The organism is Cohnella fermenti, assembly GCF_004801405.1.
In the GTDB taxonomy this organism is placed as follows: domain Bacteria; phylum Bacillota; class Bacilli; order Paenibacillales; family Paenibacillaceae; genus Cohnella; species Cohnella fermenti.
Window position 1 is genome coordinate 39,471 of record NZ_SSOB01000010.1, and the last position, 26,941, is coordinate 66,411.

Consider the following 26,941-nt stretch of genomic DNA (forward strand, 5'->3'; position numbering starts at 1 on the left):
AAGAGGCGGCTTCCTATGAACGACACGTTCAAAGCGTTGGCCGATCCGACCCGGCGCCAGATTATCCAACTGCTGAAGGAACGGGATCTGACCGCCGGGGAGATCGCCGATCGGTTCTCGATCTCCAAGCCGAGCATCTCCCACCACTTGAGCACCCTGAAGAATGCGGGGCTGATCGATGACACGAGGCAAGGCCAGAACATTATTTATTCCCTGAATATGACCGTCATCCAGGAGACGCTGGGCTGGTTTCTCGGGATGATGGGAACCAAAGGAGACGATTCGCGTGTATGATCAACAAGCCCCTCGGCCGGACACGCCGCGCTGGACTCGCAACGACACCTGGCTGCTTCTCGCCAACGCTATTCTCTGCGCCGCGATGTACCTGATATTCGACGCCAAGCTGCCGAGCGAGGTCGCCGCACATTACAATGTCGCCGGCGAAGTCGACCGAATGATGGCGAAGCGGGACTTCTGGCTGACGTACGGAGCGACCGCCATCCTGTTGCCGGCGTTGATGACCGTGCTGCGCCGCATCGATCCCCGGAGGAGCAACTATTCGCGATTCCAAGGGTACTTCTCCCTTATTCGTTGGGGACTCAGCTTGTTTATCCATGTGATTTTTGTGCTGATGATTGCCGACCAGTTGGGTTATTCCCTCCCGATTCCGAAGCTTATTATCGGAGCGGTCGGAGTGCTGTGGATGGTGCTCGGCAACCGGATGAGCCAGGTGAAGAGCAACTTCTTCGTCGGAATTCGGACGCCTTGGGCGCTCAGCGACGAGACGAACTGGAACCGCACTCATCGCCTGGCCGCCAAGCTGTGGGTCGTCGCCGGTCTGCTCATGTTCGCCGCCGCCTGGGTCGTGCCCAATGCATGGCTTGCGGTTGTCGTGCTTGTCGCCGCCCTCGGAAGCGCGCTCGTGCCGGCCGCATACTCTTATGTGCTGTACGCCAGAGGACCCCGGGCGAATTAAGCGGGCTATTCTACGAGCTTAAGCCCGATGGCGGCGGCAACGACCAACGCCAGGAACAAGATTCTGCGACCGTTGCGCGACTCTCCGAAGAAGATCATTCCGAGCAGAGTCGCGCCGATGGTGCCGATTCCCGTCCAGATCGCGTACGCGGTGCCCATGGAGAGCGACTGCAAGGACGCCGTCAGGAGCGCGAAGCTGGAGAGGAATCCCGCGAGCAGCAGCGCAAGCGAGCTTGCCTGCCGCTTCTGATTCCACCGGTTCAATCCGATCACGCCGACGACCTCTCCAAGTCCCGCCAGAACGAGCATGATCCATGCCATGTTCATTCCCCCCTTTCCTTGTCTTCCGCCTCATGGCCGGCCGTTAACTTCAATCCTGCTATTCCGACGATCATGAGGAGAACGAGCAGCAGCTTGGCCCAACTGAGCGGTTCAGCGAAGAAAATCGATTCTCCCAGCACCGTCCCCGCCGCGCCGATTCCCGTGAACACCGCGTACGTCGTTCCGACGGGCAGAACCTTCGACACCGCGATCAGAACCCAGAAACTCGCCACGATGACCATCGCCGTCAGCGTCCATGTCCACCAACTGTCGGCATGTTTAAGCCCCGACACCCAGCCCACTTCGCTGAGTCCCGCTGCGATCAACAGCAGCCAATATCGATTCATGAGTGCAGCCTCCTTCGCTTGATTGGCTTAACATCGAACGAGGTTGGCAACAGCCGGATGACCGTCCGCAACACCAAAAAAATCCCGGGAGCTCTCCCGAGCCAAGCTGTCCGCGCAATCGCGCGCCAGCCGGCATCGAGCTGCTCCCGGGCTTCTATCCCTCCGTGTGCGCATCCCTATCGGGATCGCGCCTTCCCTCTCGGTCCAGGCCGGCTGCCGCGCAAGGCGGTCGCCGCGGAACCCTAGGGAAGCTTCCGATGTCGTTCCATCCTATCAAGCTTGAATTACTCTGTCAACCAGTTGCCTGTTGACAGTTGTTGCGGCTGTCTTATCACCCCCGCTTATGCAAGATGCTGGGTTGCACCCGTCGAGCGGACGACCGTCGAACGCCCCCCTGTTCGACGTCCCGACTCGCGCAACCGCCAATAGACGAGCAGTATCGCCAATTTACATCATAATGTTTGTCTGTCGGCATCGGTAGTGATCGCTGTCATCAGTTTTGTCATATGACATTTATACATATAATAGTAAAAAGACATTTCCGTTTAAATCAGGAAATGTCTTGATCGATCTTGCTTATTTGCTCCTGGCTCTGCGCGGAGGCAGCGCGTTCGGATCGCTCTTCGTCTCCGGCGAAGCGGCTGGAGCGGTCGCAGGTCCCGCGGGTCCGGTTGCCGGGACGGTTGAGGAAGCCGCGGAGGCGGAATCGCCCGCAGCCTCCGCATTCCTCGCAGCCTCGCCTGCCGCCAGCTCTCCGCTTGCCCCGTTCGCCTCTTCCGCAGCCTTCGCGGCGAGCGCGCCCCTGCGGCTTGGCCGCCTCTTGGCTCCGGCCCGCTGCAAGCCCTGCCAGATCGAGCCGGAACGCGGCGCGGCGACCCAATCGGCGTCCTCATCCGGCGCAAGAATCAGACCGAGCTGATGCGGCTCGCCCGCATAGCGCGCCCGCTGCGCGAACCGGACTTCGCCGTCGCGGTTCGCGATCTCAAGCTTGTAATAAGCCGCTTGAAGCTGCAGCGCTTCATGCAGTTGCTCCTTGTTCCCGATCTTCTGCCCGTTCGCCTTCATGATCTTCTCGCCCGGCAGGAAGCCGAGCTCCGCCGCCGGGGTGCCCGGAAGCACGGCAAGCACCGTCACGCCCCGGCCGTTCTGGGCGAACAGCGGTTCCCTTCCCGCTTCTCCCGACCGTCCCCAGAGCAGAAGCCCCTCGTGCAACGCGAATGCGGCGATCGCCGCAACAATCGCAAGCGGCTGCCAGTACCAGGCTCCCGCAGCAAGTCCGGCGATTACGACGCCGTACACAATAAGCCCCCAGCCGAGCTCGCGAGCCTTGATCTCCGGCCACTTCGTCGTTGTCCGATCCGTGAAGCCGATGAGCACGGGAAAGCCGAGCAGCGCCCAGCTCGCGACGGAGCCGTCCAAGTCGGACAAGGGCGTCCACGGCAGGGAGAAGCCGCCAGCCGTCCCCGTCGCGGGGACGAGCCACAGCAGCGGAACCGGCCACAGGCCCGACAGGGCGAACGCTCCGACCGGCTTGCCGCGCTTCCCCTCCAGGAACAGAGGCACCGCGAACCGGGAGCCCTGCCAACGCACGAGCAGCCCTTCCCCGATATGGAGCAAGCCCGCCAGCACGAGAAGGGCCGGGACGTCGATCCCGAGCAACGCCTTCGCCGCCGCGCCGTCCGCAGCGCTCACTCCGCTCCACTCCAGAATCTGCTGCACAACGCCGAGCGCACCGGCGCCGTAAGCGATGCACACATAGCGCAGCCGAAGCAGCGCCAGCACGGGAAGCGCGATCCAGAGGCAGACAAGCGTCGCCTCGTCCAGCCGGCCGCCCGTCCCCAAGCTGAGAACGGACAGCACAACTCCCGCTCCTATGCCCGCGAGCGTGCGATAGAAGGCGACGGTCAGCGAGCTGTACAGCCTGACGTGGAACATGGCGCGCTGAAGCACGACTTCCTGCTTCGCATGCCACCAAGCCAGCAGAACGGCCAAATATAGAAAGGGAGAGGCAAGCAACGCCGCCAGAGCTTGACCCGCTTCCCCCAACACATCCATAAGAGAGTTCACTTCTCATCCCCCTTTACGCCGCTCTACCACTTCGACAAGAGGGCCGCGAATTCCTTCCGCCTCTATCCGCGGATCTCCTCCAACGCGCGAGCGCGCGCCGCCTGCCAGCCCGGATCGTTCTCCAGCTTCTGCATCCGCAAGCTCAGCGTGTCCTCGAGCTTGTCGGCCGTGGCGGCATCGACGATGCCCGTCTCGGGCAGCTTGGCGTCCTTCTGGAACGCCAGCACCGCCTGCTCCGTCGATTCGCTGTAGTACCCGTCCTTGCGGCCGGGCTCGTAGCCCGCTCCTTCCAGCATGATCTGCAGGCTGCGCACGTCCTCCCCGGTCTCGTCCCGCTTCAGGTCGTGGTCTCTGGACAGCACCGATACCGAATAATAGTCCGGCATCTCGACCTCGATGTCGGGTTCGATTCCCTTCCCGTTCAGCCAGGTCCCGTCGGGCAGCAGCCACTTGGAGACGGTCAGCTTGAGCAGACTTCCGTCGCCGAGCTCGTTCTCGTAGCTGATCTGGACGGTGCCCTTGCCGTAGCTTTGGCTTCCGACCAGCACCGCTCCGGCCGATTGCTTAAGCGCTCCCGCGAGAATCTCCGAGGCGCTGGCACTCCCGCCGTTCATAAGAACGATCAACGGATACTGTCCGCGGCTTGCCGAATCGCTCGCTCCCTCCGACACAATCTTGTTCTGACGGCCGAGGCTGTCTTCCTCGATCACGATTGTCCTCCCCTCCGGAACGAACAGCTTCGCGATGTCCTCGACCGCGGTCAGCACGCCGCCCGGGTTGTCCCGCACATCGATCACGAGCGCCCGGAAGCCGGTATTCTCCAGCGCTTGAAGCTCCGCCTCGACCAGCTTCGGCGTATCGAAGGTGAACTGGCTGATCCACAGGTAAGCGATCCCGTCCGCTCCAACCTCGCTGCCGACCGTCTCCTCCACGATCCGATCCCGGACAAGCTCCAGCTCGAGCAACTCGTCGACCCCGATTCTTTTCACCGTGAGCTTCGCCTTGGTTCCCTTCGGCCCTCGAATCTTGGCGATCGTCTCGCTCAGCGACAGCGACTCCAGGCTCTCCCCGTTCACGGACAAGAGAATATCCCCGACCCGCAGGCCGGCTCTCTCGGCGGGCATGCCCTTGATCACCTTCTCGATCACGACGGCCCCCTCGATCAGGTCCAGCCTCGCTCCGATTCCCGTAAACGTCCCCTGCACCGAATCGGTGAACTTGGAGGCGTCCGCCGCGGAATAATAAGCCGAATACGGATCGCCCAGCGAGGAGACCATCCCCGAGACGGCTCCGTCGAGCAGCTTCTCCCTGTCGATCGGGAGCAGGTACTTCTCCTTGATAAGCTCGAACGCTTCGTTCAGCTTCTTCAGCTCCGCGCGATTCCAGCCTTCGTCCTCCGACGCGGCGGACCCCTTGGACGAACCCGAAGAGAAGCCCGCGCCGAAGCTCCAATTCGTATTCCCCGATAAGCCGATCGCCCCGATTGTCGCAATGACAGTCGCAAGCGCGGTCAGAAGGATAATTGCCAGCACCGTCCGTCCGCGGAACATCATGAAGACTCACCCCAATTGCAATGGATGGTAGACCTGTGGGAAAGGCAAAGCAGCCGCCTCCCCCGCTTGCGCGGGAGATGAGAGCGGCTGCCCCGAGAAGCGGCGCCTCCGCCGTCCTTATGGCGACGAAGAGCCTCGTCTTACTTCAAATAAGGAGCCGGGTCGACCGGTTCTCCGTTCTTCCGCACTTCGAAGTGGAGGTGGTATCCCGTCGCGGTGCCCGTCATGCCGACGAGGCCGATCTTGTCCCCGCGCTTGACCTCCTCGCCCTTCTTGACGAGAATGCCTCCCGAGAGAAGGTGGCCGTACAGCGTCCACAGCCCGCCGCCGTGGTTGATGATGATCGTGTTGCCGTAGCCGCTCCACGACTGGGCGACGATGACGACTCCCGATTCGGCGGCATAGACCGGCGTTCCCTTCGGAACGGCCATGTCGATGCCCGTGTGCAGCTTGTTCTTCTCGCCGGATACCGGGTGGGTCCGATAGCCGAACGGCGAAGAGATTCGATAGGAGGCGCGCAGCGGAACGCCCAGCTTGCCGCCCTTGTAGTAGTTCTTGATCTGGTTCTTCTTCTCGAGCAGCTTGGAGTACTCCTTGCCGAAGTCCATCAGCGCCTTCTCCGCTTCCTCGCTGATGTCCTCGGTCTCCTCGATCTGCTTGTCCAACTGGGAGATAAGCACCTCCTTGGACTGCTCCTTGATCTCCAGACTCTGCTTGCGCTCGGTCATCTCCTGGTACAGCGTCTGGACGGCAGCCAGATCGCTCTCCACCTGCGCCTTCTTGTCCTCGACGAGCGCCTTGTATTCCTCGGTCTGCACAAGCACCTGCTTGTCCTGATTCATGATCGACTTCAGCGCATCGAATCGGGTCAGGAAGTCGCTGAAGCTCGTCGAGCTGAGCAGCACTTCCAGATAGGAGACGGACCCGTTCGTATACATGAGCCGAATCCGGTTCTGGAGCAGCTCGTCGCGGTTCTGCCGCTCGGCTTCGGCCTTCTCCAGCTCCTCCGTCGTCTGAAGCAGCTTCTCCTCCGCGGCGTCGATCTGCGTCTGCGTCTTCTCGATCTCCGCTCCGGCTTGCTCGATCTCGGCGAGGAGGGCGTTGATGTCCTCCTTCGTCGCGTTCTTCTTGGCCGCCAGCTCCTGGGCCTCTTGCTCGGCTTTCTTCTTATCCTGGGTCGCCTGGTTCATCTGATCCTGGAGCTTCTTGATCTCCTTCTCGATCTTCTGAAGCTCGGTCTCCGCATGGCTCTCGTAAGGCTGCGTCAGCATAACAAAGGCGAACATCATGGCGAGCACCGCCAGCAGCTTGCGCTTCACGTTTCCTTCTCCTCCCTATACCTTCAAGTAACGGCGGACGGACACGACGCTTCCCCAGATGCCGAGCAGCGTGCCCAGAATGAGCAGCGTTCCGGTAATGGACCAGCCTACTTCTTGAACGGTGGCCAGCTTGATCAGCATCAGCCCCATATCATATTGAGCGGTATCGATTAATCTGGCGTATCCGTACATGAGAACGCCGCTTGTGATGGCCGCTCCTCCCAAGCCGATGAGCACCCCTTCGACGAAGAACGGCCAGCGGATGAAGTTGTTCGTCGCGCCGACCAGCTTCATGATGCCGATCTCGCGGCGCCGGGCCAGAATCGTCATCTTGATCGTCGTCGAGATCAGGAACATCGCCATGACCGCGAGGCCCGCGACGATGACGAGGCCGATGTTGCGCACCGCGTTCGTGATGCGGAACAGCTTCTCGACCGTGCCTTGGCCATAGTTCACACCCATGATCGGACGATCGGCGTTCGTCTCGTTGATGGCCTGAATCTGCTTGGCGACGTAGGCGACCTTCTGCGGATCGAACACCTCGATATCGAAGCCGTCCGGCAGCGGATTGTTCTCGTTCTCATATCCTTGCAGCGCCGTCTTCGCATTCTCGTCCAGGTTCTCCCTTAAGCGTTCGAGCCCTTCCGCCTTCGAGACGAAGGTCACCTTCTTCACTTCGGGAATGCGCCCGATCGTACGATTGATCTCGTCAATCCTCGCCTGCTCGGTTCCGAGCTGCACGTAGACGCGGATCTCCACCTGACTCTCGATCTGACTGGCCAGCTTATCGACATTCAGGGCAAGAAGCATGAAGACGCCCAATATAAATAAAGAGACGACAATCGAACCAAGCGAGGCGAAGGACATCCAGCCGTTGCGAAGCACGTTCTTGCAGCCTTCCCGCAGATGGCGGAGGAGGGTGCTAAATCTCATAGCCGTACTCCCCTCTCTGCTCGTCCCGCACGATGGCTCCCCGCTCGATTGCGATGACGCGCTTGCGCAAGCTGTTGACGATATCCCTGTTGTGGGTGGCCATGACGATCGTGGTGCCGCGGAAGTTGATCTCCTCCAGAAGCTTCATGATGCCCCATGAGGTCTCCGGGTCGAGATTGCCGGTCGGCTCGTCCGCGACGATTACGGCCGGGCTGTTGACGATGGCGCGCGCGATGGCGACGCGCTGCTGCTCCCCGCCGGACAGTTGCGCGGGCAGGCTGTTCGCCTTGTGCTTCAGGCCGACAAGATCGAGCACCTCCATCGTGCGGCGGCGAATCGAACGCTTCGACGCTTCGATGACTTCCATCGCGAACGCGATGTTCTCGTAAGCCGTCAGCTTCGGCAGCAGCCGGAAGTCCTGGAACACGACGCCGATATTGCGGCGAACGTACGGAATCTTGCGCGGTTTAAGCTTGCCTATATTAAACCCGTTGACGGACAACTGTCCCTTCGTGGGCACTTCCTCCCGATAGATGAGCTTCATGAAGGTGGACTTCCCTGCACCGGAAGGACCGACGATATAAACGAACTCGTTGCGATCGATCACCACGTTGATTCCTTGCAACGCGGATGTTCCATCCGGGTAGGTCTTCCAGATGTCGTGCATCTCTATCACATGATCACTTCCTGTTTGAATTCAGACTTTAGATACTTCGACATCATGCGCGAAAATCCTTCCATTGTCGATCTCCCTCGTCGGCAACCCCCGGGCCCGTTCGACCTGGAAGGCTTGTACCGCTTGCGATTGCGGACTTTTTTAAAAATTTCTCATCTGCACCGACAACAATGGCCTCTGGATAATCGTATATGTGTATGCCAGCATCTTTATGTTCTGGATTCCTGTGGATGAATCGGAGGGAATGCCCATGAGAAAGTGGTGGATTGCCGCAATCGTCGGCGTCATCGTCCTCGGGGTCGGGGCGGGAACGGCGGGAGGCCGCGCGATACGCGAGGGGGACAATGTGCTGCCGCCGAACCTTCGCGTAGGAGGCCTGCAGCTTGGAGGCATGAGCTCGGAGCAGGCGCTCGGCATTCTCGAAGCGCGTATCCGCGAGCTGGAAGGGACGACGGTCGGGCTGAACGGAGCGCTGTCCGACGCGGCTTCTCTGACCTTGGCGGAGCTTGGCATGAGCGTCGGCGCCAAGGAGGCGGCAGCCGATCTGGAGGCGTTCGGCAAGGCCAAGTGGCATCAGCGGGGGAAAATGAAGAAGGAGCTTCGAGCGGACTACGAGATGGAGGCGACCTGGGATGAAGCGGAGCTGCGAAGCGAGACCGCCCGCGCCTGGGGCGAACTCGGAGCGTCGGAGCCGCGCGACGCTTCCCGCACGATCACGGCGCAGGACGAGGTCGTCTACACGCCCGAAGCTGTCGGGACGGAAGCCGATCTTGCCGCTCTCCGGGCCTCGATTGTCGAGCTGACTCCGCAATCGTTGGCCGACTCTCCCTCCGGCGCTTACAAGCTGGCTCTCCCTCTGCAAGGCGTCGCCCCCGCGACGACGGTCGCCAGCCTGAAGGAGGAAGGCCTCTCCCGCAAAATCATGGAGTTTGCAACCTCCTTCGCCACCAGCGGAGAAGGCCGCTCCTACAACGTCGCGGCGGCCGCGGCCGCGCTCGACGGCACGCTGCTGCTGCCGGGAGACGAATTCAGCTACGCCGACATCGTCGCCAAGGCCGAGCAAGATTACGGCTTCCGGGAGGCGCCCGTCATCCAGAACGGCAAGCTTGTCCCCGGCATCGGCGGCGGCATCTGCCAGGTGTCCAGCACGCTGTACAATGCCATCATCCGGGTCGACGGCATCACCGTCACGCAGCGGCGCAACCATTCGATTCCGGTGTCCTACCTCCCGCTCGGGCTCGACGCCACGTTCGCCGACGGCTACATCGACTTCCGCTTCCGCAACGACACGGGCAAGCAGCTCTTGATCCGCACGGTCGTGGAAGATAAGACGCTGACCGTCAAGCTGTTCGGCACGATGGACGAGAACGTCTCCTACGAGATCGAGACCGTGCGGCAGCAAGGCGGCGAGGGCATCGTCATCGAGAGCTACCGGGTGAGAAAAGTAAACGGAGAAGCGACGGAACGAACCAAGCTCGCAACGAGCACCTACAAAACGCAGAACGGGCTCGTCGCCGTGAACCCGGCCGAGCCGGTGTGAGCGGCCATGGACGGTTGACTCCCCGCTGCGATAAAATCACCTTGTGTACCCGCCACTAAAAACGAGGATGCGTCGCCATGAAATCAATCACTTTGCTCGATCTCGCTCCCTGCGTGCGCCTTGTCCAGAGGATCGAAGGGCTCGACGATTATCGGCTGCCGCCCCGAATCATCTACGATTACGAGATGGTCTATGTTCTGGGTGGAATGTGCGACTATCGGATCGAGCAGATGGACGTGCGAATCGAGCCGGGAGACCTGCTGATCGTCCCGCCAAGGGTCCGGCATTCCTGCTCGGTCCCTTCCGGGAAGAGCTTCCATTACTACGCGGTTCACTTCGACCTTGTCTACATGGGGGAGCCGTTCGACTTCTCCGTCGAAGACGTCTACCTGAATCAAGATTATTACGGTGCCGCCATCATTCCGGATAAGCCGCAGCTTGCCGATCGCCCTATGCTTCGGCTGGAAGGCGTGGAGCTTCAGGGAGTCGTCCATTGCTCGAGGCCGGAAGCCTTCGAAGAAGCGTTCGCCGCCCTCTTCGCCGCTCACGAGCGGCCTGTCCACGGCAAGGAATTAAGCTTGCGCGCCGAGATGCTGCGGCTGTTCTCCCTTCTTCTGCAGGAGACGGTCACGTCTGCCGGGGTCAGCCGCAGCCATCCCCAATCGGAACGGATGCATCGAGCGGCCGAGTGGATCAAGGAGCACTACCGCGAGCCGCTTCAACTGGCAGACATGGCGGCCGCCGTCCATCTCTCCCCGGGACACTTCCGCGCCTTGTTCAAGGACTCGACGGGCCGTTCCCCGATCGAATATCTGATGCGCCATCGCATCGATCAAGCCAAGCGGCTGCTGCTCTATTCCGACCGGACGGTGGGCGAGATCGCAGACTTCGTCGGCTACGCGGACATTCATTACTTCAGCCGGATTTTCAAACGAATCGAGGGCATGTCTCCGCTCCATTACCGGGAGTCCCTCGGGCAATTCCATTGAATCGTGCAACCGATCCGGCGTATTGTCCAAATCCTTCGGCTTCCTGTGCGTCTACACTGGACAGGAAGACTATTGGAAGGATGGTGCCGCCATGCCGATCAACCGCAAGCCCGAAGTAGCCGTCTATTATTTCCCCAATTATCATGTCGATCCCCGCAATGAAGCGGTTCATGGACCCGGGTGGACCGAATGGGAGCTTGTCCGGAGAGCGACCCCCAGGTTCCCCGGCCATCGCCAGCCCAAGGTTCCCTTATGGGGTTATCTGGACGAAGCCAAGCCCGAGACGGCCGAGCGGCAGATCGCCGCCGCCGCCGATCACGGGATCGACGCGTTCATTTACGACTGGTACTGGTACGAGGACGGGCCGTTCCTGAACCGCGCGCTCGAGAACGGCTTCCTCGAAGCTCGCAACAACGACAGGCTCAAATTCTCGCTCATGTGGGCGAACCACGATTGGATGAATATTTTCCCCTACAAGAGAGGGACTACGCATACGCAGCTTCATTCGGGACAAGTCGCTCTCGCCGCCTTCGAAGCCGCTGCGCAGCATATGATCGAGCGGTACTTCCCTCACCCCTCCTACTGGCGGGTAGACGGCGGGCTCTACGTCTCCTTCTATGAGCTGATGAGCCTGATCCAAGGTCTCGGAGGCAGAGAAGAGACTCGGCGCGCCCTGGATGGCTTCCGCAGGCGGGTACGCGAAGCGGGACTGGGAGAACTGCACCTGAATGCGGTCGTGTGGGGGATTCAGAACCTGCCCGGCGAGAAGACGCTCGAGAATCCCGAAGCCATGATCCGGGAATTCGGCTTCGACAGCGTCACCTCCTACGTGTGGATTCACAATGTGCCGCTGGACGGGTTCCCGACCGTCGATTATGCGCACGTCGCGCGGGAAGCGGAGAAGGATTGGACGCGCTATCGGAACCGCTTCGGCGTTCCCTACTTCCCGAACGTCTCCATGGGCTGGGATTCCAGTCCCCGCACCGTACAATCCGACGTCTTCGCGCCGCTCGGCTACCCGTTCACGCCCGTTATCGACGGCAACACGCCGGAGCGGTTCGAGGAGGCGCTGCGCGCGGCCCGCCGGTTCATCGAAGACGGCGACACCCCTCCCGTTCTCACGATCAACTCCTGGAACGAATGGACGGAAGGAAGCTACATCGAGCCGGACACCGAGCACGGAATGGCCTATCTGGAAGCGGTCCGCCGCGTCTTCGGCGCCGAATAGCAAGGCAAACGGAAGGAGCTTCGACCGCAATGGCCGAAGCTCCCTCCGCTCTCTCTTGATCTCTTGACTCCCTTAAGAATCTCAGGTTGAATACAACCCGAATTCGTAGATGATCGGCTGCGACGAGCCGCCGGTGAAGATCAGCCGGGCTTTGCTTCCCGTCACCGCAGCGAACGTAACCGTCAACGGAGACGACGCTGCCGGGCCGATAGTCGTTCCGGTGTATGCCGTCTGCCAGGAGGCACCGTTCCACACCTCGATGCGGAACCCGGTCGTTCGATTGCCGTACTCGCTTATGACCGCCTTGTTGAAGGTGAGATTGGTCCCCCAGTCGACCTCAAGCCATTCCCCGGCGAACTGGCCTGCAGCCGCCTGCCAGTTCGTTCGCTCCGAGCCGTCGAACGCCAGCTCCGCGCTCTGCGTCGCTCCGAAGTCGGAGGAGCTCGAGTACGTTCGCCCGTAGGCCAAATTCAAGGGCCCGTCCGTCGCCGCAGACACGATCTCCGACAGCTCCCCTTCGCCCGATGCGAATACCGCAGAGACGGAATAAGAATAGACCGCTCCATCCAGCAAGCCCGTGTCCCGATAATTCGTCGAGGTTGCTTCCGAAGCAATGATGGAGAAGCCCCCCTGCGGGTACAGGCTTCTGCGGACCCGATAGGACAGCGCCCCCTCCACGGGCTGCCATGCAATGTCCACCCGGTTGGGACCGCCCGACGCTTCCAAGCCGGAAGGAACATAATAGAGCTGGAATTCGTAAATAATCGGCTGCGATGTCGTCGAGGTGAAGATCAGCCTGGCCTTGCTCCCCGTCACCTCGGGGAATTCAACCGCCAACGGACTGCTGGCATTCGCCCCGATGACCGTTCCGGTATAGGCCGTTCGCCACAGGCCGCCATCCCAATATTCCACCCGGAAGCCCGTCGTTCGATTGCCGTATTCCGACAGAACGGCTTTATTGAACGTCGTCGCCTGGCCGAAGGCGACCTCGAGCCACTGTCCCGCTCCCGTGCCGACCGCGGCTTGCCAATTCGTGCCGTTCAAGCCGTCGAATGCCTTGTCCGCCGACTGGCCGGCATTGAACTGCGAGGAGCTGGCATAAGTCCCGTCTGCCGCCAAGGACAATGCGGGCAGGGTCGTCGCGGAGGCTTCCGCCGACTGGCCGATCCGCCCTCCCGCCGAATCGATTGCCGTAACCCGGTAGTAATAAATCGTCTTGTTGGCTGCCCCGGCATCCTCGTAAACGCTGGACACGACGCTTGTCGCCAAGGCTCGATAAGGGCCTCCCGAACGCGGGCTGCGCTCGACTCGATAATGATCGGCTCCCGTCACCGGCTCCCAGCTCAATGCCACCGAGCCATGGCCGCCGATGGCTTCCAGGTCGGCGGGAACGTCATAGATGCCGAATTCGTAAATGATCGGCTGAAGCGTTGCCGAGACGATGTAGAGCCTCGCCTTGGAGCCCGTCACTTCGGGGAAGAACACCTCCTTGGCCACAGCGGAATTGGCCCCGATGGTTGCGCCCGCATAGGCCGTCTGCCAGCTTGCTCCGTCCCAATACTCAATCCGGTAAGAGGTGACCCGGTTGCCGTACTCCGACAGCGAGACTTTGTTGAAGGACGTCGCCGACCCGAAGTCGACCTCGAGCCATTGGTTGAATCTCTGGCCGTCCGCCGCTTGCCAATTGGTGGAGGCCGAACCGTCAAAGGCATATTCCGGCGCCTGGGACAAGCTGTATTCGGAAGACGATGCATAGGAACGATTCAAGACCCGATTGTCGGAGAAGCGATAATATTGAACGGTCAATGGAGACTCGATGCCGTTCTCGTCGACCGCAATGGCCTTGAGCGTCGTATCGCTCCCTATCGTCAAAGGTCCCGTGTAGGCTTACCCTTGAGCATGGGGGATCGAGCCATCCAGCGTGAAGTAGACGGAATCGGTTGGCGAGTAGACGGCAAGCTCAACGCTCATCGGTCCGCTGAACGTTCCCCCCGGCAAGCTGACCGTCGGCTGTGCAGGCGCATTCGAGATAGAGCGGATAAGCAACGCCCAGTCCTCCGAGGCCGTTGGCTTGGACGGAATGGCCCACTCCCCGTCGTTGTCCGGCGCGAATCCCGATGCAATCGTCGAATACTGTCCGGTACGCGGATTGTACCATTCCGCTTTGTAAATCCATGCAGGGTTCAATTGCTTGGCCGTCCCCGAGTATGTGCCTCCATTGGAAGGAAGATAAGCAACCACGAGATCCCCTGCCGGATCGGACAATTGATAAGGCGCGGCAGCCGACGTCAGAGCCGGTGCGCCGTCCCACTCGATCGCCTCGGCGTCGGGAGCCAGCGTCCACCAGGGAAGGGAGGTGAAGAAGTCCCGCAAGTACCTCATCTGTTCTCCCGCTTCCTTCCGGATCGCGACGTACCATGGAGTCGGAGCGTCGTTCCATACTTGCCAGCGGTCCTCCTCGTCTCTCGTCGCTTGCCAGATCCCCTCCGCCCCGTACGTAAATCCGGCGCTTCCGGAGATCATCGCATTCCAGGCGGATTCCCGGGTCAAGCGAGAGGGAATTCCGTTAATATTCTCGTAGTTGGCTTCTCCTTCGATAACAACCTTGGTCGGCTGCTCCTCGTATTGATTCAACCAGTACGTCTTGGCCTTCTGGCCTCCATGACCGGCTTGCAAATAATCCATCTGGTACCAGTCTTCGTCCCGGAACTCGTCCGGATTCCAGACCGCGTTATGCAGGAAGTTAAGCCGCTTGTACGGGTCGATATCATAGATGTACGAAGAGACGTCTCCCCAGCACTCCGAGCAGCCGGTCGCATACTCTCCCGCTCCCAGCCAGACCGTCGGATAAGCGCCGTAACGCGCAACGACATAACGCGCCAGACGGAGATAGTCCGCCTCATTCGCTTCCTCCAGGCTTCTTCCCCAATCGAGTCCGAGCGCCGTCACGAATCCGCTATTGGACAGATACTGAATTCTCTCGTCGATGTTGGCCCAGAAGGCCGGATTCATTCGCTTCATCTGCCCCGCGTTGGTCAATGCCCGTCCTTGGTCGTCATAGGGCGTCAGCTCCACGACGCTGGGAACGCTGCCTTGGTCCGCTCCCGTGATGGTCAAGCGCACATAGCGGCTCGAGAGAGCGGCCGTCTCCGCGAATTGCCGCCCTTCCCTTCCGGTCGCGGTTCGATCCGCAATCGTATCGTAATGAATTCGATCCTCCGAGCCCTCAAGCTTATAGAACCATGTATCTTCTTGCCCGAATTCGATCGCGATGTCCCCGATCGTCGCGGCTGAACCGAAGTCAATCTCGATGCTCTGCGGGTAAGTCGCGCTCGACGCTTGCCAGCGCGTTCCCCCGTTGCCGTCGAACGCCTTCTTCGAACCGTAGGAATAACCGCCCGTGCTCGGAGAAGCAAGGCTGGAATGGGCCGTCGCATACCCCGTGCCGTACCAGATCGGCCCGCCTTCATTGTAGGTCCCCTGCGGAGATACGTCGCCCCAATCGCCGCCGAACAGCGTTGTCGCGTATACCGTATATCCCTGCTCTTGCCGGATGTCGATCATTCCTTTGAATTCGGAAGCGAAGCCGGCATCGTTGGAGCCGTTCAGTTGCTCCCTTCCGGACAACCCCATCCAATGCGTATCTCCAAGCCAGAAGAACGGCGTGCCGTCATCGTGGACCAGGTAACGATTGTTGGCCGAGGGCTTGATAAATCCATGCTTGTAGACGGACTGACTCCCTGTGTAGGCCGTCGCGGTGAATGCTCCCGCTTGTCCGTGCAGCCCCGCATTGGAGGCATCCGTGCTGACGGTCTCGTAAGTCCATTCGCCGGCGGGGAGAAGCGGACCTTCCATCGATCCGCCCCGTCCCAATAGCCGGGCATCTCCATGACAATATGATCGGGACCGCTGAAGATAGCGCTTACATCCACGTCCGTATATGGATTGTCATACTCTTGCTCGCTGACAAGCTCGATCTCGATCGGAGTCCACTGGGCAACGGAGGGGACGATCCCCTCCGCCGCCGTTTGACGCCCCGATAGAATGAACGCTCCCAGCACCAGCACAATCCCTGCCGCTCCGCGAAGCAGCGCACTTCCCAATGCGAATGGATGCTTATTCCATGGGCTCATTCCTGTTCATCCTCCCCGGATTTTGAAGACGTATCCTCATTCCTCGAACCGAATCCATAGCGTCTCCTCGTCGCCCGCCCGATTCAGGCGCAGCACGTTCCCCTCGTACGGTCCCGGACTGCCCGGACTGCCCGGAATGCCGTTGCTGACCACGGAACAGGCTCTCCATTCGTCCGGAACCCAGATCGCAACCTCCCCCCGCTGGGAATACTCGCGGTCCCATCGCATGGTCAGCGTCCTCCGGTCCCAGTCCACGCTCGCGAACTCGGCCCAGCCTTGCGTGAAGTGAAGCCGCGTACCGAGCAGTTGCGGTCGATCGGCCTGTCGCGCGCGCAGCGAGACGAGCCTCATCGAACGAGGAGGAAGGCGCTCCAGCTTCATGACGCCGGCGGAGCCGGAAGCGATATAGCTTCCGCTCCAGAAGTCGATGCCGTGCACGGCCTGTTCCTCGGCGAAGCCGATATCCTTCACGGAGACGGAGATATCCGTCGCCTTCTCCCCCCAGTTGAAGATGCCCAGCACCGTCCAGCGCTGCCCGTCCCGCTCCAGCGGCAGCTTCCAGACGGCAGGGATGTCTTCGTTGAAGAAGTCGACCGGAACCGCCGCCGCCGGACCGACGGGGAACAATTGGCTCAGCATCGGACGGCGCTCCGCCTCCAAGGTGCTCAGCCGGTCGTTGCAGAACAGCAGGCCGCCGGATAACGCAACGACTCCCGCCCATACCCTCGCTTCGTCGAGCGTCGGCGCGTAGTCGTCCGACAGGCCCTCCGGCTCATGCCCCCTCACGACAAGCGCATCCGGATCGTTGAACCCGCCCCTTCCGTTCAAGAAGTAACGCGCGGCCATCGCCTTCGCGCAGATTCGAACCAATTCCCACGCGGACGGACGCTCTTGTCCTTGAACGTAATTGCGGCGGGTAATGTCCGGAGTCATCCGGTTCGCGTCGATCAGATGGCCCAGGCTTGCGAACAGCGGCGCCGCACAGCCGAGAATGTAGCAGTCTTCGCCGGCCGCCTCGCGAATGGTGCTCATCGCATTGCGGTACGCCTGAACAGTCGTCATGCCGGGGAAGAACACTTGCTCCCGGTCGACGCTCGAATGGTTGCCTTGATCCGTGAAGAGCGCCCGCACCAGGAAGTCCAGCTTGATGTAGCGATAACCCCACTCGCGGACAACCCTCCGCACAACATCGCCGAGATAGGCCAGAACCTGCGGATGGGTCAAGTCCAGCACGAACTTGATGTTGTTCTTCTCATGAAGCTCCAGAACATCGCTGCCGCTTGGATTCATGCCGGCCACCGGAACGCCGTTCTTGCGCAGAAGCCAGTCCGGATGGTCGCGCACCAGCAAGGAGCCCGCGTCCGCCAGCAAGGGGGACAGCCATAGTCCCGGCTTGAAGCCGAGCTCCCGGATTCGGTCCGCCAGTTCCTTCATGCCGGAGCCGAACTTGGAGTTCGCTTCCCAGTCGCCGAAGCCGGTCTCAAGGAACCAGCCGGAATCGATGACGACATATTCGGGGCGCAGCGCGGCAAGCTCCTTCATCGCTTCCGCGTTCTCAACGATGTCTCTCTCGGTGACGGTGCCGTAATAGTAGTACCAGGACAGCCAGCCGGTCGCCGGCCGGTCGAAGCGGCTGTATGGCTTCATCTCCCCGGCGACCCGGCTCATGTAAGCCTGCAGCAGCCGATCGTGATCCCCATCCCCGACCAGCAGAATCGCCTTCTCGGTATCGAGCGAAGCACCCGGCTGCAGAACGAGACCGTCCATGCTGTTGGCGATCCATATCTCGAACTCATCATCCGCCTTCGCCTTGCTCCCCATTCGCCCCGCAGCTTCGTGCACGTTCTCGTTCTCCTTCTCCTTCTTCCGCACGAGCACCTGGGAGAAATAATCGCCGAACGATACGCAGCCCAACAGCACATTGCGCGAGCCGTCCCCGGCATGAAGGACGGTCATCGAATCGTAATAATGCCGACGGCCTTCCTGCAGACGCTCGACGCCGACATGCATGTCCGTCGACTGCAGCCCGACATTCAGCGCGCTCCAGCCGTTCTCCCGCGAACGGCCTGCCGACCGGAGCTCCCCTCGCGCCAGATGGACGCTCTCCAGCGCGATATCCGCCGCGCCGGCATTCCCGATCCGCAGACGCCACTCCGCCATCGGCAGGTCGCAGAACAGCCGAAGCTCAACCTCGACCCGCAGGCGATCGTTCCCGTACTCCAGGCTCCATTGTTCGCCCTCCCCCGTCCGAGCGCTCAGCCGACAGACCGGAGGAGCGAACGCGGACTCGTCTACCTCCTCTTCCCCTCGCAGCTTTACGGAGAAGCCGAATGAACAGATGAGGCTCTCTTCTCCGGATTCATCGTATTGCAGCAGCAGCCTATTGTCCCTGGCCGGCGTTTGACAGATCAGCATTCGTCTTCCCCCTCTCTTCCAATCGTTCGAGCGCCTTCCCGACCTCGCTCCAGGCGAGCTCGTGCGGAAGCCGGCCGCCCAAGGCAGCCAGCGCCGCCGCCGTTCCGGCCGCTTGTCCCAGAGCGACCGCGTTGCCGGTCACCCGATAGCTGGAATGCGCAACGAAGTCGCCGCTGATGCAGCGTCCCGCCAGGAGCAAGCCGTCCACATCGGCCGCAATCAGAGCGCGCAGCGGAATATCGTACGGCCGACTCCGCTTGCCGTCGTCCCCGAAGCTCTTCCCCTCCTTCGGGTCCGTGGAATGGATATCGACACCGTAGCGAACCCGGCAGACGGCATCCTCGTGACGCCTTCCGTCGGCAAGATCATGCTCGCTCACCCGGTACCTTCCGTGAATTCTTCTCCCTTCCCTGACGCCGATCTGGGCGGCCGTCTGGACAAGCCGCAGCTCCTTCCATACGCCTCCCAGCTTCCGGAGCTCATTCACGAGACGATGCAGCTCTTGCCTGGCTCGTACAGTCGCCGCACTGATCTCGTCCGCGCGGATGGACGAGACACCGTATTCATGGTTGGCCATCAGCGCGAACAGCCGATCCCGAATATGGAACAGAGAAGGCGCGGCATACGAAGGACGCTGACCCGCACGTTCCATCTCCTCCAGAAGCAGGCGCTTGGGCTCTTCGTGCAGGCCGTCCATCGCGAACGCCGCCACGCTCTCCGGGTCGATCCCCGTCACGAGCGCCATCAAGCTCATCGGCTGGGTCTGCCCGGAGTCCGGCCTTCCCCACTCGAAGCCGCAGCCCGCAAGCGCCGCCAGATCGCCGTCGCCGGTCGCGTCGACGAACAGCTTCGCGCCCCAGGCTTCCCTGCCGGACTTCGACTCGGTCAGCACATGCGTCAGCCTCCCGCTCGAATCGACGGCGGCTTGAACGACGGAGGTGTGAAGCCGGACGATGACCCCCGCTTCCGCGCACAGCTCCTCCAGAACGAGCTTCATCGCTTCGGGATCGTAGGTGAAGTCCTCTCCAAGGCTCTGAAGCCGCGCTCCGCTTCGATCCAGCCGACCGACGATCTCGCGCATGATTCCAGGCTTGTTGCCCGCGTCGATAATCCAGGACAGCAGACCGGAGGTCCAGATGCCTCCCAGACACCCGTGCCCTTCGATGAGCATCGTCGCCGCGCCGGCTCTGGCGGACGCGATCGCCGCCGCCGTCCCCGCCGGTCCGCCGCCGCAGACGATCACATCCGCCGTCGCCGCGACGGGAACTTCCCGCGACGGCTCGTGATATCGATTCATAGATAGCTCCTCCTTCCGCCTCATTGGGCTTTCTTTTTCGCTGTTTACATTTTCACAGCGCCGTCCGTCACGCCGCCGAAGAAGTGCTTCTGATTCAGCACGAAGAACACGACCGGAATGAGGAACGCAATCGTCAGAAGCGCATAGATCGCCCCCCAATCGTTCACGTACTCGCTCATATAGGAATAAACCGCCAGCGTGATCGTCTTCTTCGATTCCGTGCGCAGGAACAGAAGCGGCATCAGAAAATCGTTCCACACATTAATCGAAGAGATGACGATGTACGTCATCGTCACCGGACGAAGCAGCGGGAACACGATGCGCAGGAAGAGGCCGATTCGGCCGCAGCCGTCGAGGCTCGCCGACTCCTCCAGGCTTCGCGAGATTCCCTTGATGAATCCGGTGTAGAGCAGAATGCCCATCGGAATCGCACCGGCGGCGCTGATAAGAATAATCGACAATCTCGTATCGACCAGGCCGAGCTTGTTGATCAGCACGTACAAGGGGACCAGGTTCGCCGCAATCGGAATCATCGAGGCGCTGATAAATACGTAGTACAGCACCTGGAATCCGGCCTCCGCCCTTCGCGCCAGCGTATGGGCGGCCATCGAGGTCGCGTAGACGGCAATGGCGATTGCGCTTCCCGTCACGAGGAACGAATTGACGATGTTCATCCACACCGAGGAGGATTGGAACACGCGCCGATAATTGGCGAAGTTGAAGGAGGAAGGCAGCGTAAATACCCGGTTGATCTCCTCATTCGTTTTGAAGCTGCTGAGCACAATGTTGAGCACCGGAATAAGGATCATGGCCGCGGCCGCGCACAGAATCGCATATTGAACGACCCGAAGCGTGCGGGGGGTGCCTGCCGAAGGATGCATGTCAGTATTCGACCTCCAATCGTCTGGTCACCCTGAGCTGAATAAGCGTAATCGCCGCGATAAAGAGGAAGAAGGTCAAGCCGATGCTGCTCGCATACCCGAATTGATTGGACAGGAACGCCGTGTTGTAGATTTGCATCGTCACCGTATTCGTCGAATTCATCGGCCCTCCTCCGGTCAGGACGAACGGCAGCTCGAATACCCGGAGGGCTCCCGTGATCGAGATAAACATGTTGACCGTAACGGCCGGCATGATCAGCGGCAAGGTGATCGAGCGAAGTCTTCGCCAGCCGACAGCCCCGTCCAGTGCGGCCGCCTCGTTCACTTCGGTCGGAATGCCGAGCAGCCCGGTCAAGTAGATAATCATCCCGTACCCCGCCCACTGCCACACGTTGATGCCCACCAGAACGTTCATCGTCAGCTCCGCGTCGGCCAGCCAATTGCGGACAAGCGAGCTCAGCCCGATTCGCTCCAAGGTCTGATTGATAATGCCGTTGTATTGGAAAAAGGAGAGCCAGGTTAGGCCGATAATTAAGGAGCTGATGACCGACGGCGTATACAGAAGAGTCCGGAACAGCCGATTTCCCTTCAGCCGGTTCACCAGAATAAGCGCCAGCCCCAGTTGCACGACGGTTCCTGCGATAATGCTGGCGACGGCGAAGTAGATCGTATTGCGGAACGCCCCGGATATTTTGCTCTCTGTGAAGAGATTCGCGAAATTATCGAACAGCACGAACCGATAATCGCCGCTGAAGCCGTCCCAATCCGTGAAGGAGTAATACAGCGTCATCAACAGCGGATAATACTTGAACGACAGGAACAGGACGATCGCCGGAACGACGAACAGGAGCGCTCCCAGCCGGTCTTGCGTTCTTCTTGTCATCTTCATGTGCGTATAGCTCCATTCGGGAGAGAAGGAGGCGAGCCGCTTCCCCGCGTCCGCCTCCCCCTCTCCGAGTTATTCCTTGATCACCATCTGGCTCTTGGTCTTCTCGAATTCCTCGTTCAGCCGCTTCAGCTCCGTCTCGACGGTCGAGCCGACAAGAATGTTCTGCAGCGCCAGATCCACTTCCTTGTTGAAGGCCGGGGTCAGCGCCGACTTGCTGCCGATCACCACCTCGAAGTCGGACGAGGAGAAGCTGTTCACGTATTCCTGCAGGACGGGAACCGTCTGAACGTCGATGCCCTTCATGACGGTGAACAGCGACTGCGACTCCAGGTACGTCTTCAAGTTGTCCGGCTGCACGAAGAAGTTGAACAGCGCCTTGGCCGCTTCCGGGTTCTTCGTCTTGGAGGAGATGACCAGAATCCGGTCGCCGCTGCTAAGCGCGTACTTCTTGCCGTCCACGACGGGAATCGGAGGGAAGAAGGCGCCCAGCTCGAACCCGGCCGGGTCCGCCCCTACGATCGGGTCGAGCGTCGGAACCCATGTGCCCTGCGGGAACATGGCCGCCTTGCCGTCCGCGAAGTATTGAACCGATTGATCATAGGTAAGCGTGGAGGACGCTTCGGAGATGTAGCCCTTGGCGACCAGATCGCCGATGAATTGCAGCGGATAATCGATCACGTCCGAAGGCTTGACCTCTCCCTTGGCCAATGCATAATAGATATCCTTGTTCGTCTTCGGCAGCGCGTAGGACCGGAACATCGCGGAATAGAGCGTGCCCGACAGCGTCCATGCGTCCTTGGCTCCGAAGACGAGCGGCTCTACGCCGTTCTGCTTCAGCGTCTCGCTGACGGCGAGGAATTCCTCGGCGTTGGTCGGCGGAGTCAAGCCGTACTTCTCGAAGATCTTCTTGTTGTAATAGATCGGATTCACCGGAGCCCCGGAATTGATCATGAAGCCGTAACGCTTCCCGTCGACCTTGAACGCTTCATCCACGGACGGATTGTCCGCAAGTATCGCCATTCCCGGCTCGTCGGTCAAATCCAGGAGATGGCCTTCGTTCGCATACTTGGTATATTGGTCGAACGGAAGCAGGAAGACGTCCGGAGCGTCGTCGGACAAGATCCGGGTCTGCAGGAGCTGGCTGTATTGATTGCCGTCAATGACCTCCTCCACAACCTTGATGTTCGGGTTCTGCTCCATGAAGGCCGCTATCGTCGGTTTGTCTTCCCCCTTGGACATCCAGGACGCGTACTTTAACGTGACCTGCTGCTCTTCGCCGGCGGGAGCGCTCGATTCCGCCGCCTTATTCCCGTTCCCTTCCGCTCCGCAGCCGGAGACCAACGCCGTCGCGACCGCGAGGCTCATCCATCCTGCCATCTTCTTCCTCATCGTTGCCGACACCCTCTTCTTCTCAGGTTGGAGGCTCGCGCCTCGGTTACGAATCTCACTATAACAAGCCTCCCGCAGCCGCAGAAGTCGCACATTTTTCGCATATGGTGCACTTTCTTGTGAACTTCGCCTCAGCCGGCGTTCGGGATATTGCCTAATGGAAGAGCCCCGATGTACAGTGAGTGTAAGAGCACAACTCTCCAAAGGCGGTGCTGCATCTTGCTCGGTTGGATTCGCCGCAAAATTCAATACAAGCTGTTCCTGCTCTATGCGCTCGTCATCTCGATTCCGATCGTCCTGTTCGGCGGCATCTCTTACGGCATGTCCACGCGGATGCTGGAGAAGGAATACCTCAGCTCCCAACAAAAGCTTAATAAACAAATCGTCAAGACGATAGAGGAGAACATCCGCAATCTGACCCGGCAATCCATGGCTCTCTATGCCAATATGGGCGATATCGCTCCGCTTCTGGCCAACAGCCAGAGCGGGAGAAACACCGAGTATGTCGCCCGGTCCAATCAGGTGTCCAACTATTTGTACAGCCTGCTTCAGAGCAACGACAAGCTGTATGCCATCACCTTGCTGACGCTGAAGGGCGATGTCCTGTTCTACGGCAGCAAGCAGGGAGGCTCGCTGAACCTGTTGAATTCGGCCGGCGAGCCCTGGTTCGTCGAGACGCTCGCCCTGCAAGGCATGCCGCTGCTCATCGAGCCTCATACCCAGAAGTATGTCTCAAGCTCATCGGCCAATCCCCCCGTCCTGTCGATCTCGCGCACCGTCATCGATCTGACGACCGGAGTGGAGCTCGGCATGGTCGTATTCGATCAGTTGGCGGATCAATTGTCCTCCGCCGTCGCCGATATCGATTGGGAACCAAATCAGAGCTTCGCCGTCGTCGGCCAATCCGGAGACGTCATCTACTCGTACGGCAGCCTGAAGCCGACTGTCTACGAAGCGCTTGCGGAGAGTTCGCAAGGCGGCCGTTCCGGTTCCTACTCGCACCCATCCGATAGCGGGAACCTGCTCGTCAACTACAGCGAGTCGACCGACTACGGGTGGAAGGTCATCTCCGCGATTCCCATGTCCGAATTGCGGCAGAAAAGCGAGTTCCTTCGGGATATCAACGTCTATCTGCTCATTGTGCTGCTGTCCTTCGCCTTTGTCCTCTCCCTCTGCTTCTCCTACATCGTCATTCGTCCGCTCAAGAAGCTGCTTCGTTCGCTCAGACGATTGGGGCAAGGGGATCTTCGGACTCGAATTGAGATACGAGGGGAAGACGAGCTCGGACAGATAGGAAGAACCTTCAACGATATGGTCGGGAATATCGAGAAGCTGATCGAGCAGAACCTCCGGATCGGCATGCTGAAGAAACAAGCGCAACTGGAAGCTCTGCAGAGCCAGATCAATCCGCACTTCCTCTTCAACACCTTGTCTTCCATTATGGCCGTGCTGGACAAGAAGGAATTCGAGCAGTCGTCCACCATGATCAAGTCCTTGTCCAATCAGCTTCGATACAGCCTGAACAAAGGCAAATTCGTCGTGCCTTTCCGGGAAGAACTCGAGAACATCCGCAATTACCTGTACATTCAGGACTGCCGGTTCGGCAGCAAATATCGGGTTCAATACGACATCGACGAGGATGTGCTCGACTACGGAATCGTGCGTCTCTCCCTTCAGCCATTGGTTGAGAACGCCCTGATCCATGGAATCGAACCGAAGATCGGACAGGCTCTGCTGAAAATTACGGCTCGAACGTTCGGCCAGCTCTTCTATGTCTATATCTCCGACACGGGAGTCGGCATCGATCCGGGGCGGCTGAAGGAGATCAACGACGCTCTTGAGGAATCCGACGAAGACAGCTCATCTGTTCACGACAGAATCGGCATCGTCAACGTGGATCGCCGGATCAGGATGTTTTTCGGTCCGAATTACGGGTTGAAGCTCTATATCGGCAGCCATCGGGAAACGGTCGTTAAACTGACGCTGCCCGCTCATCGACATGTCCCCGGTCTTCATCCACCGCAAGGCAGCCCGGAACCATCGCACCGCTGGGAGGGAACCGCATGAACATCCTTATTGTCGACGACGAACCTCTGATTCGCGAGTCCGCCGCCAACCACTTGAAGAAGGCCGGCGCCCATCGCATATACGAAGCGGCAGACGGGCTGGAAGGCCTGCAGGCGATCGGCGCCTTGCGCCCGGACCTCGTCATTGCGGATATTCGGATGCCGGGAATGGATGGCCTGGAGCTGCTGGCGGCCCTTAAGCAGAGGAACGACGACACGCTGTTTGTCCTGTTGACCGGCTACGATCGGTTCGAATATGTGCAGTCCGCCCTTCACCTTGGCGCCTTCTCGTATCTCTTGAAGCCGTTCGCGGAAGAACAGTTCACGGAGCTTCTGGCCAAGGTCCGGGAGACGCTTGAGCGTCAGAATCGCGCAAGGGAGGCTCAACTGCGCCAATCGATCCGGCTTCACCAAGGAACGGTGTGGATGAGAAGAAGGCTTGCGGAGGATCTCGTCTCCCGCAGATTAGGGAACGAGACGGCCATTCGCAAGCGATTGGCCGAATTGGAGCTGGGCACCCGCTTCGAGCGCGGCGCTCACTGCATCATCATCATCGCCCTGGATCGTTATCGTATACTTAGCGGCAGCCTGCCCTCCGATCAGATCGCCCTGATCCGTTACGGCGTGGAGAATATCGCTATGGAGGTGCTGGAGCGCCGCTCCGTCGATGCTCTGGCCTTCGACACCGAGGATGGCCAGGGGCTTATTCTAAGCTACGCCCCGTCCCCGGGCGGCAAGAGCGCGGATACGGATACGGATGCGGATGCGGATGCGGATGTGAACGCGAACGATGAGATGGCCCGTCTCGCCGCCTGGGCGGCCGACATCCAGGAATGCATTCGCCGCTACTGGCGGCAGGAAGTGACGATCGGCATCAGTCCGCCCTTCAGGGCTTTAACGCAGTCGGCCGAGGCTTGCGAAGCCGCCAAGCAAGCGCTGCTGCAGCGGCTGGTCAGGGGAGGGGCCTCGATCTACCTCAGCGAGCCCGGCGCCATGCCCAAGGAGCCCTTCAAGGGGATTGGCTTCCGGGTCGAGCAGGACATGTTGGCGGCCTTCGAACGGTTCGACACGGAAGCGGCGCAATCCATCATTCAATCTCTGTACGAACCGTTTATCTCCTATGAATACGTAGATCAAGCCAGCCTGCTGAAGCTGAACTTCCAGCTCATTCTGCTGATCTTCAAGATTGTGGAGAGATGGAACCTGGAGCCGACCAAGCTGCTTGGAGACGAACTTGCGCTATACGAAGAAATCAACGGGATGAGCCGAATCGAGACAATCAAACAGACCTTCTCGGAATGGATCGATCGTTGCTTCGAGGCGATACGGAGAGAGAAAGACAAGGGGAGCAATCGAATTATCGACAAAGCGATCTCTTATATCCATGAGCATTACTCGGAGGATGTATCGCTTGAGATGGTAGCGGAGCAGATTCCGGTGTCGCCCACCTACTTAAGCAGCCTGTTCAAACGCGAGCATAACGAGAACTTCGTGGAATACGTCAGCAACTATCGGATCGAGAAGGCAAAGCTGATGCTGCGGGAAGGGCGCCGCAAGATTCATGAAGTCGCCGTCCTGACCGGCTTCGGCAACGTCAAGTACTTCTACAAGGTGTTCAAGAAGAAGACCGGGATGCGTCCAAGCGAGTACAAAGACTTGTAGCCCTGTGCCTGTAATTCTTCCCTTGGCTCAGCTCAGGCTTGTCCCCTAGAGGGAGCCAAGGGGAGAAGCTGCCAGCAGCGATTCCCTACCCGCAATCAAGCCGTGCAGACCGCCGTCTCTGGGCTTCCCCAATGGCTTGCTCCCCCTTATGCCCCTCTCCCGCCGCTTACGTCTCCTCTCTCTTTCGCTCAGGAATCCCCGTTTGCTCCTCACACTCCCAGCCAACCGTCCCCTCTCCCGCCGCTTACGTCTCCTCTCTCT

21 protein-coding genes, 1 pseudogene and 1 riboswitch are annotated in these 26,941 nt (G+C 60.1%); of the genes and pseudogenes, 7 read left to right on the forward strand and 15 right to left on the reverse strand.

Annotation, left to right across the window (positions count from 1 at the left end):
- The first annotated feature begins 15 nt into the window (after positions 1-15).
- Together E6C55_RS09660 and E6C55_RS09665 are read left to right on the forward strand one after the other, a co-directional pair.
- Positions 16-294, forward strand: a complete 279-nt coding sequence (locus E6C55_RS09660; RefSeq protein ID WP_136369582.1) for an autorepressor SdpR family transcription factor — start codon at positions 16-18, stop codon at positions 292-294.
- Positions 287-976, forward strand: a complete 690-nt coding sequence (locus E6C55_RS09665) for an SdpI family protein (RefSeq protein ID WP_230986621.1) — start codon at positions 287-289, stop codon at positions 974-976. Before E6C55_RS09660 ends, E6C55_RS09665 begins: the two co-directional genes overlap by 8 nt.
- Positions 977-981: 5 nt before the next feature.
- On the opposite strand, the gene E6C55_RS09670 is transcribed toward E6C55_RS09665, so the two are convergent.
- From E6C55_RS09670 to ftsE, 7 genes are all read right to left on the reverse strand, one after another.
- Positions 982-1,296 carry a DMT family transporter gene (locus E6C55_RS09670; RefSeq protein ID WP_136369583.1) on the reverse strand — a complete coding sequence of 105 codons (315 nt, stop codon included), beginning with the start codon at positions 1,294-1,296 and terminating at the stop codon, positions 982-984.
- A 2-nt stretch (positions 1,297-1,298) separates the two neighbouring features.
- Positions 1,299-1,643 carry a DMT family transporter gene (locus tag E6C55_RS09675; RefSeq protein WP_136369584.1) on the reverse strand — a complete coding sequence of 115 codons (345 nt, stop codon included), beginning with the start codon at positions 1,641-1,643 and terminating at the stop codon, positions 1,299-1,301.
- Positions 1,644-1,784: 141 nt separating this feature from the next.
- Positions 1,785-1,900, reverse strand: a riboswitch (guanidine-I (ykkC/yxkD leader).
- Positions 1,901-2,219: 319 nt separating this feature from the next.
- Positions 2,220-3,710 (reverse strand): PDZ domain-containing protein, encoded by a 1,491-nt coding sequence (locus tag E6C55_RS09680; RefSeq protein WP_136369585.1) that lies wholly within the window; start codon positions 3,708-3,710, stop codon positions 2,220-2,222.
- 62 nt (positions 3,711-3,772) lie between these two features.
- Positions 3,773-5,263: a S41 family peptidase gene (locus E6C55_RS09685; protein WP_136369586.1), complete on the reverse strand. Its 1,491-nt coding sequence runs from the start codon at positions 5,261-5,263 to the stop codon at positions 3,773-3,775.
- 140 nt (positions 5,264-5,403) lie between these two features.
- A complete protein-coding gene (locus E6C55_RS09690; RefSeq protein WP_136369587.1) occupies positions 5,404-6,582 on the reverse strand; it encodes a murein hydrolase activator EnvC family protein in 1,179 nt (392 codons plus the stop codon).
- Positions 6,583-6,597: 15 nt separating this feature from the next.
- Positions 6,598-7,515 (reverse strand): permease-like cell division protein FtsX, encoded by a 918-nt coding sequence (gene ftsX / locus E6C55_RS09695; RefSeq protein ID WP_136369588.1) that lies wholly within the window; start codon positions 7,513-7,515, stop codon positions 6,598-6,600.
- Complete coding sequence (gene ftsE / locus E6C55_RS09700) at positions 7,505-8,191, reverse strand: cell division ATP-binding protein FtsE (RefSeq protein ID WP_330999615.1); 687 nt, start codon at positions 8,189-8,191, stop codon at positions 7,505-7,507. Before ftsE ends, ftsX begins: the two co-directional genes overlap by 11 nt.
- 250 nt (positions 8,192-8,441) lie before the next feature.
- Here ftsE and E6C55_RS09705 point away from each other — a divergent pair, with 250 nt between their 5' ends.
- The 3 genes from E6C55_RS09705 to E6C55_RS09715 all read left to right on the forward strand — a co-directional run bounded on the left by E6C55_RS09705 (position 8,442) and on the right by E6C55_RS09715 (position 11,948).
- The gene (locus E6C55_RS09705; protein ID WP_168735556.1) at positions 8,442-9,731 is read left to right on the forward strand and encodes a VanW family protein; all 1,290 of its coding nucleotides are present in this window, start codon (positions 8,442-8,444) and stop codon (positions 9,729-9,731) included.
- A 77-nt stretch (positions 9,732-9,808) separates the two neighbouring features.
- Positions 9,809-10,720, forward strand: a complete 912-nt coding sequence (locus E6C55_RS09710) for an AraC family transcriptional regulator (protein WP_136369590.1) — start codon at positions 9,809-9,811, stop codon at positions 10,718-10,720.
- Positions 10,721-10,811: 91 nt separating this feature from the next.
- On the forward strand, positions 10,812-11,948 hold the full coding sequence (locus E6C55_RS09715) for a glycosyltransferase WbsX family protein (protein ID WP_136369591.1): 1,137 nt from the start codon (positions 10,812-10,814) through the stop codon (positions 11,946-11,948).
- 81 nt (positions 11,949-12,029) lie between these two features.
- On the opposite strand, the gene E6C55_RS09720 is transcribed toward E6C55_RS09715, so the two are convergent.
- The 8 genes and pseudogenes from E6C55_RS09720 to E6C55_RS09755 all read right to left on the reverse strand — a co-directional run bounded on the left by E6C55_RS09720 (position 12,030) and on the right by E6C55_RS09755 (position 22,952).
- Positions 12,030-13,820 (reverse strand): discoidin domain-containing protein, encoded by a 1,791-nt coding sequence (locus E6C55_RS09720; RefSeq protein WP_136369592.1) that lies wholly within the window; start codon positions 13,818-13,820, stop codon positions 12,030-12,032.
- Between the two features lie 15 nt (positions 13,821-13,835).
- Positions 13,836-15,803: an apiosidase-like domain-containing protein gene (locus E6C55_RS09725; RefSeq protein WP_136369593.1), complete on the reverse strand. Its 1,968-nt coding sequence runs from the start codon at positions 15,801-15,803 to the stop codon at positions 13,836-13,838.
- Between the two features lie 26 nt (positions 15,804-15,829).
- Positions 15,830-16,081: pseudogene (locus tag E6C55_RS35360) on the reverse strand (DUF5060 domain-containing protein); the annotation flags it as partial.
- 36 nt (positions 16,082-16,117) lie between these two features.
- Positions 16,118-18,496, reverse strand: a complete 2,379-nt coding sequence (locus E6C55_RS09735; RefSeq protein ID WP_136369595.1) for an alpha-galactosidase — start codon at positions 18,494-18,496, stop codon at positions 16,118-16,120.
- Positions 18,462-19,793: an FAD-dependent oxidoreductase gene (locus tag E6C55_RS09740; RefSeq protein ID WP_211093554.1), complete on the reverse strand. Its 1,332-nt coding sequence runs from the start codon at positions 19,791-19,793 to the stop codon at positions 18,462-18,464. Before E6C55_RS09740 ends, E6C55_RS09735 begins: the two co-directional genes overlap by 35 nt.
- 44 nt (positions 19,794-19,837) lie before the next feature.
- Positions 19,838-20,674: a carbohydrate ABC transporter permease gene (locus E6C55_RS09745; RefSeq protein WP_136369597.1), complete on the reverse strand. Its 837-nt coding sequence runs from the start codon at positions 20,672-20,674 to the stop codon at positions 19,838-19,840.
- A gap of 1 nt (position 20,675) precedes the next feature.
- A complete protein-coding gene (locus E6C55_RS09750; RefSeq protein WP_136369598.1) occupies positions 20,676-21,563 on the reverse strand; it encodes a carbohydrate ABC transporter permease in 888 nt (295 codons plus the stop codon).
- A gap of 69 nt (positions 21,564-21,632) precedes the next feature.
- Positions 21,633-22,952 carry an ABC transporter substrate-binding protein gene (locus E6C55_RS09755; RefSeq protein ID WP_136369599.1) on the reverse strand — a complete coding sequence of 440 codons (1,320 nt, stop codon included), beginning with the start codon at positions 22,950-22,952 and terminating at the stop codon, positions 21,633-21,635.
- 219 nt (positions 22,953-23,171) lie between these two features.
- Between E6C55_RS09755 and E6C55_RS09760 the strand changes: the two genes are divergently transcribed.
- Positions 23,172-25,019 carry a cache domain-containing sensor histidine kinase gene (locus tag E6C55_RS09760; protein ID WP_168735557.1) on the forward strand — a complete coding sequence of 616 codons (1,848 nt, stop codon included), beginning with the start codon at positions 23,172-23,174 and terminating at the stop codon, positions 25,017-25,019.
- Entirely contained in the window at positions 25,016-26,680 is a 1,665-nt protein-coding gene (locus E6C55_RS09765; protein ID WP_136369601.1) for a response regulator transcription factor, read from the forward strand. The genes E6C55_RS09760 and E6C55_RS09765 overlap by 4 nt, the downstream gene beginning before the upstream one ends.
- The last annotated feature ends 261 nt before the right edge of the window (positions 26,681-26,941 follow it).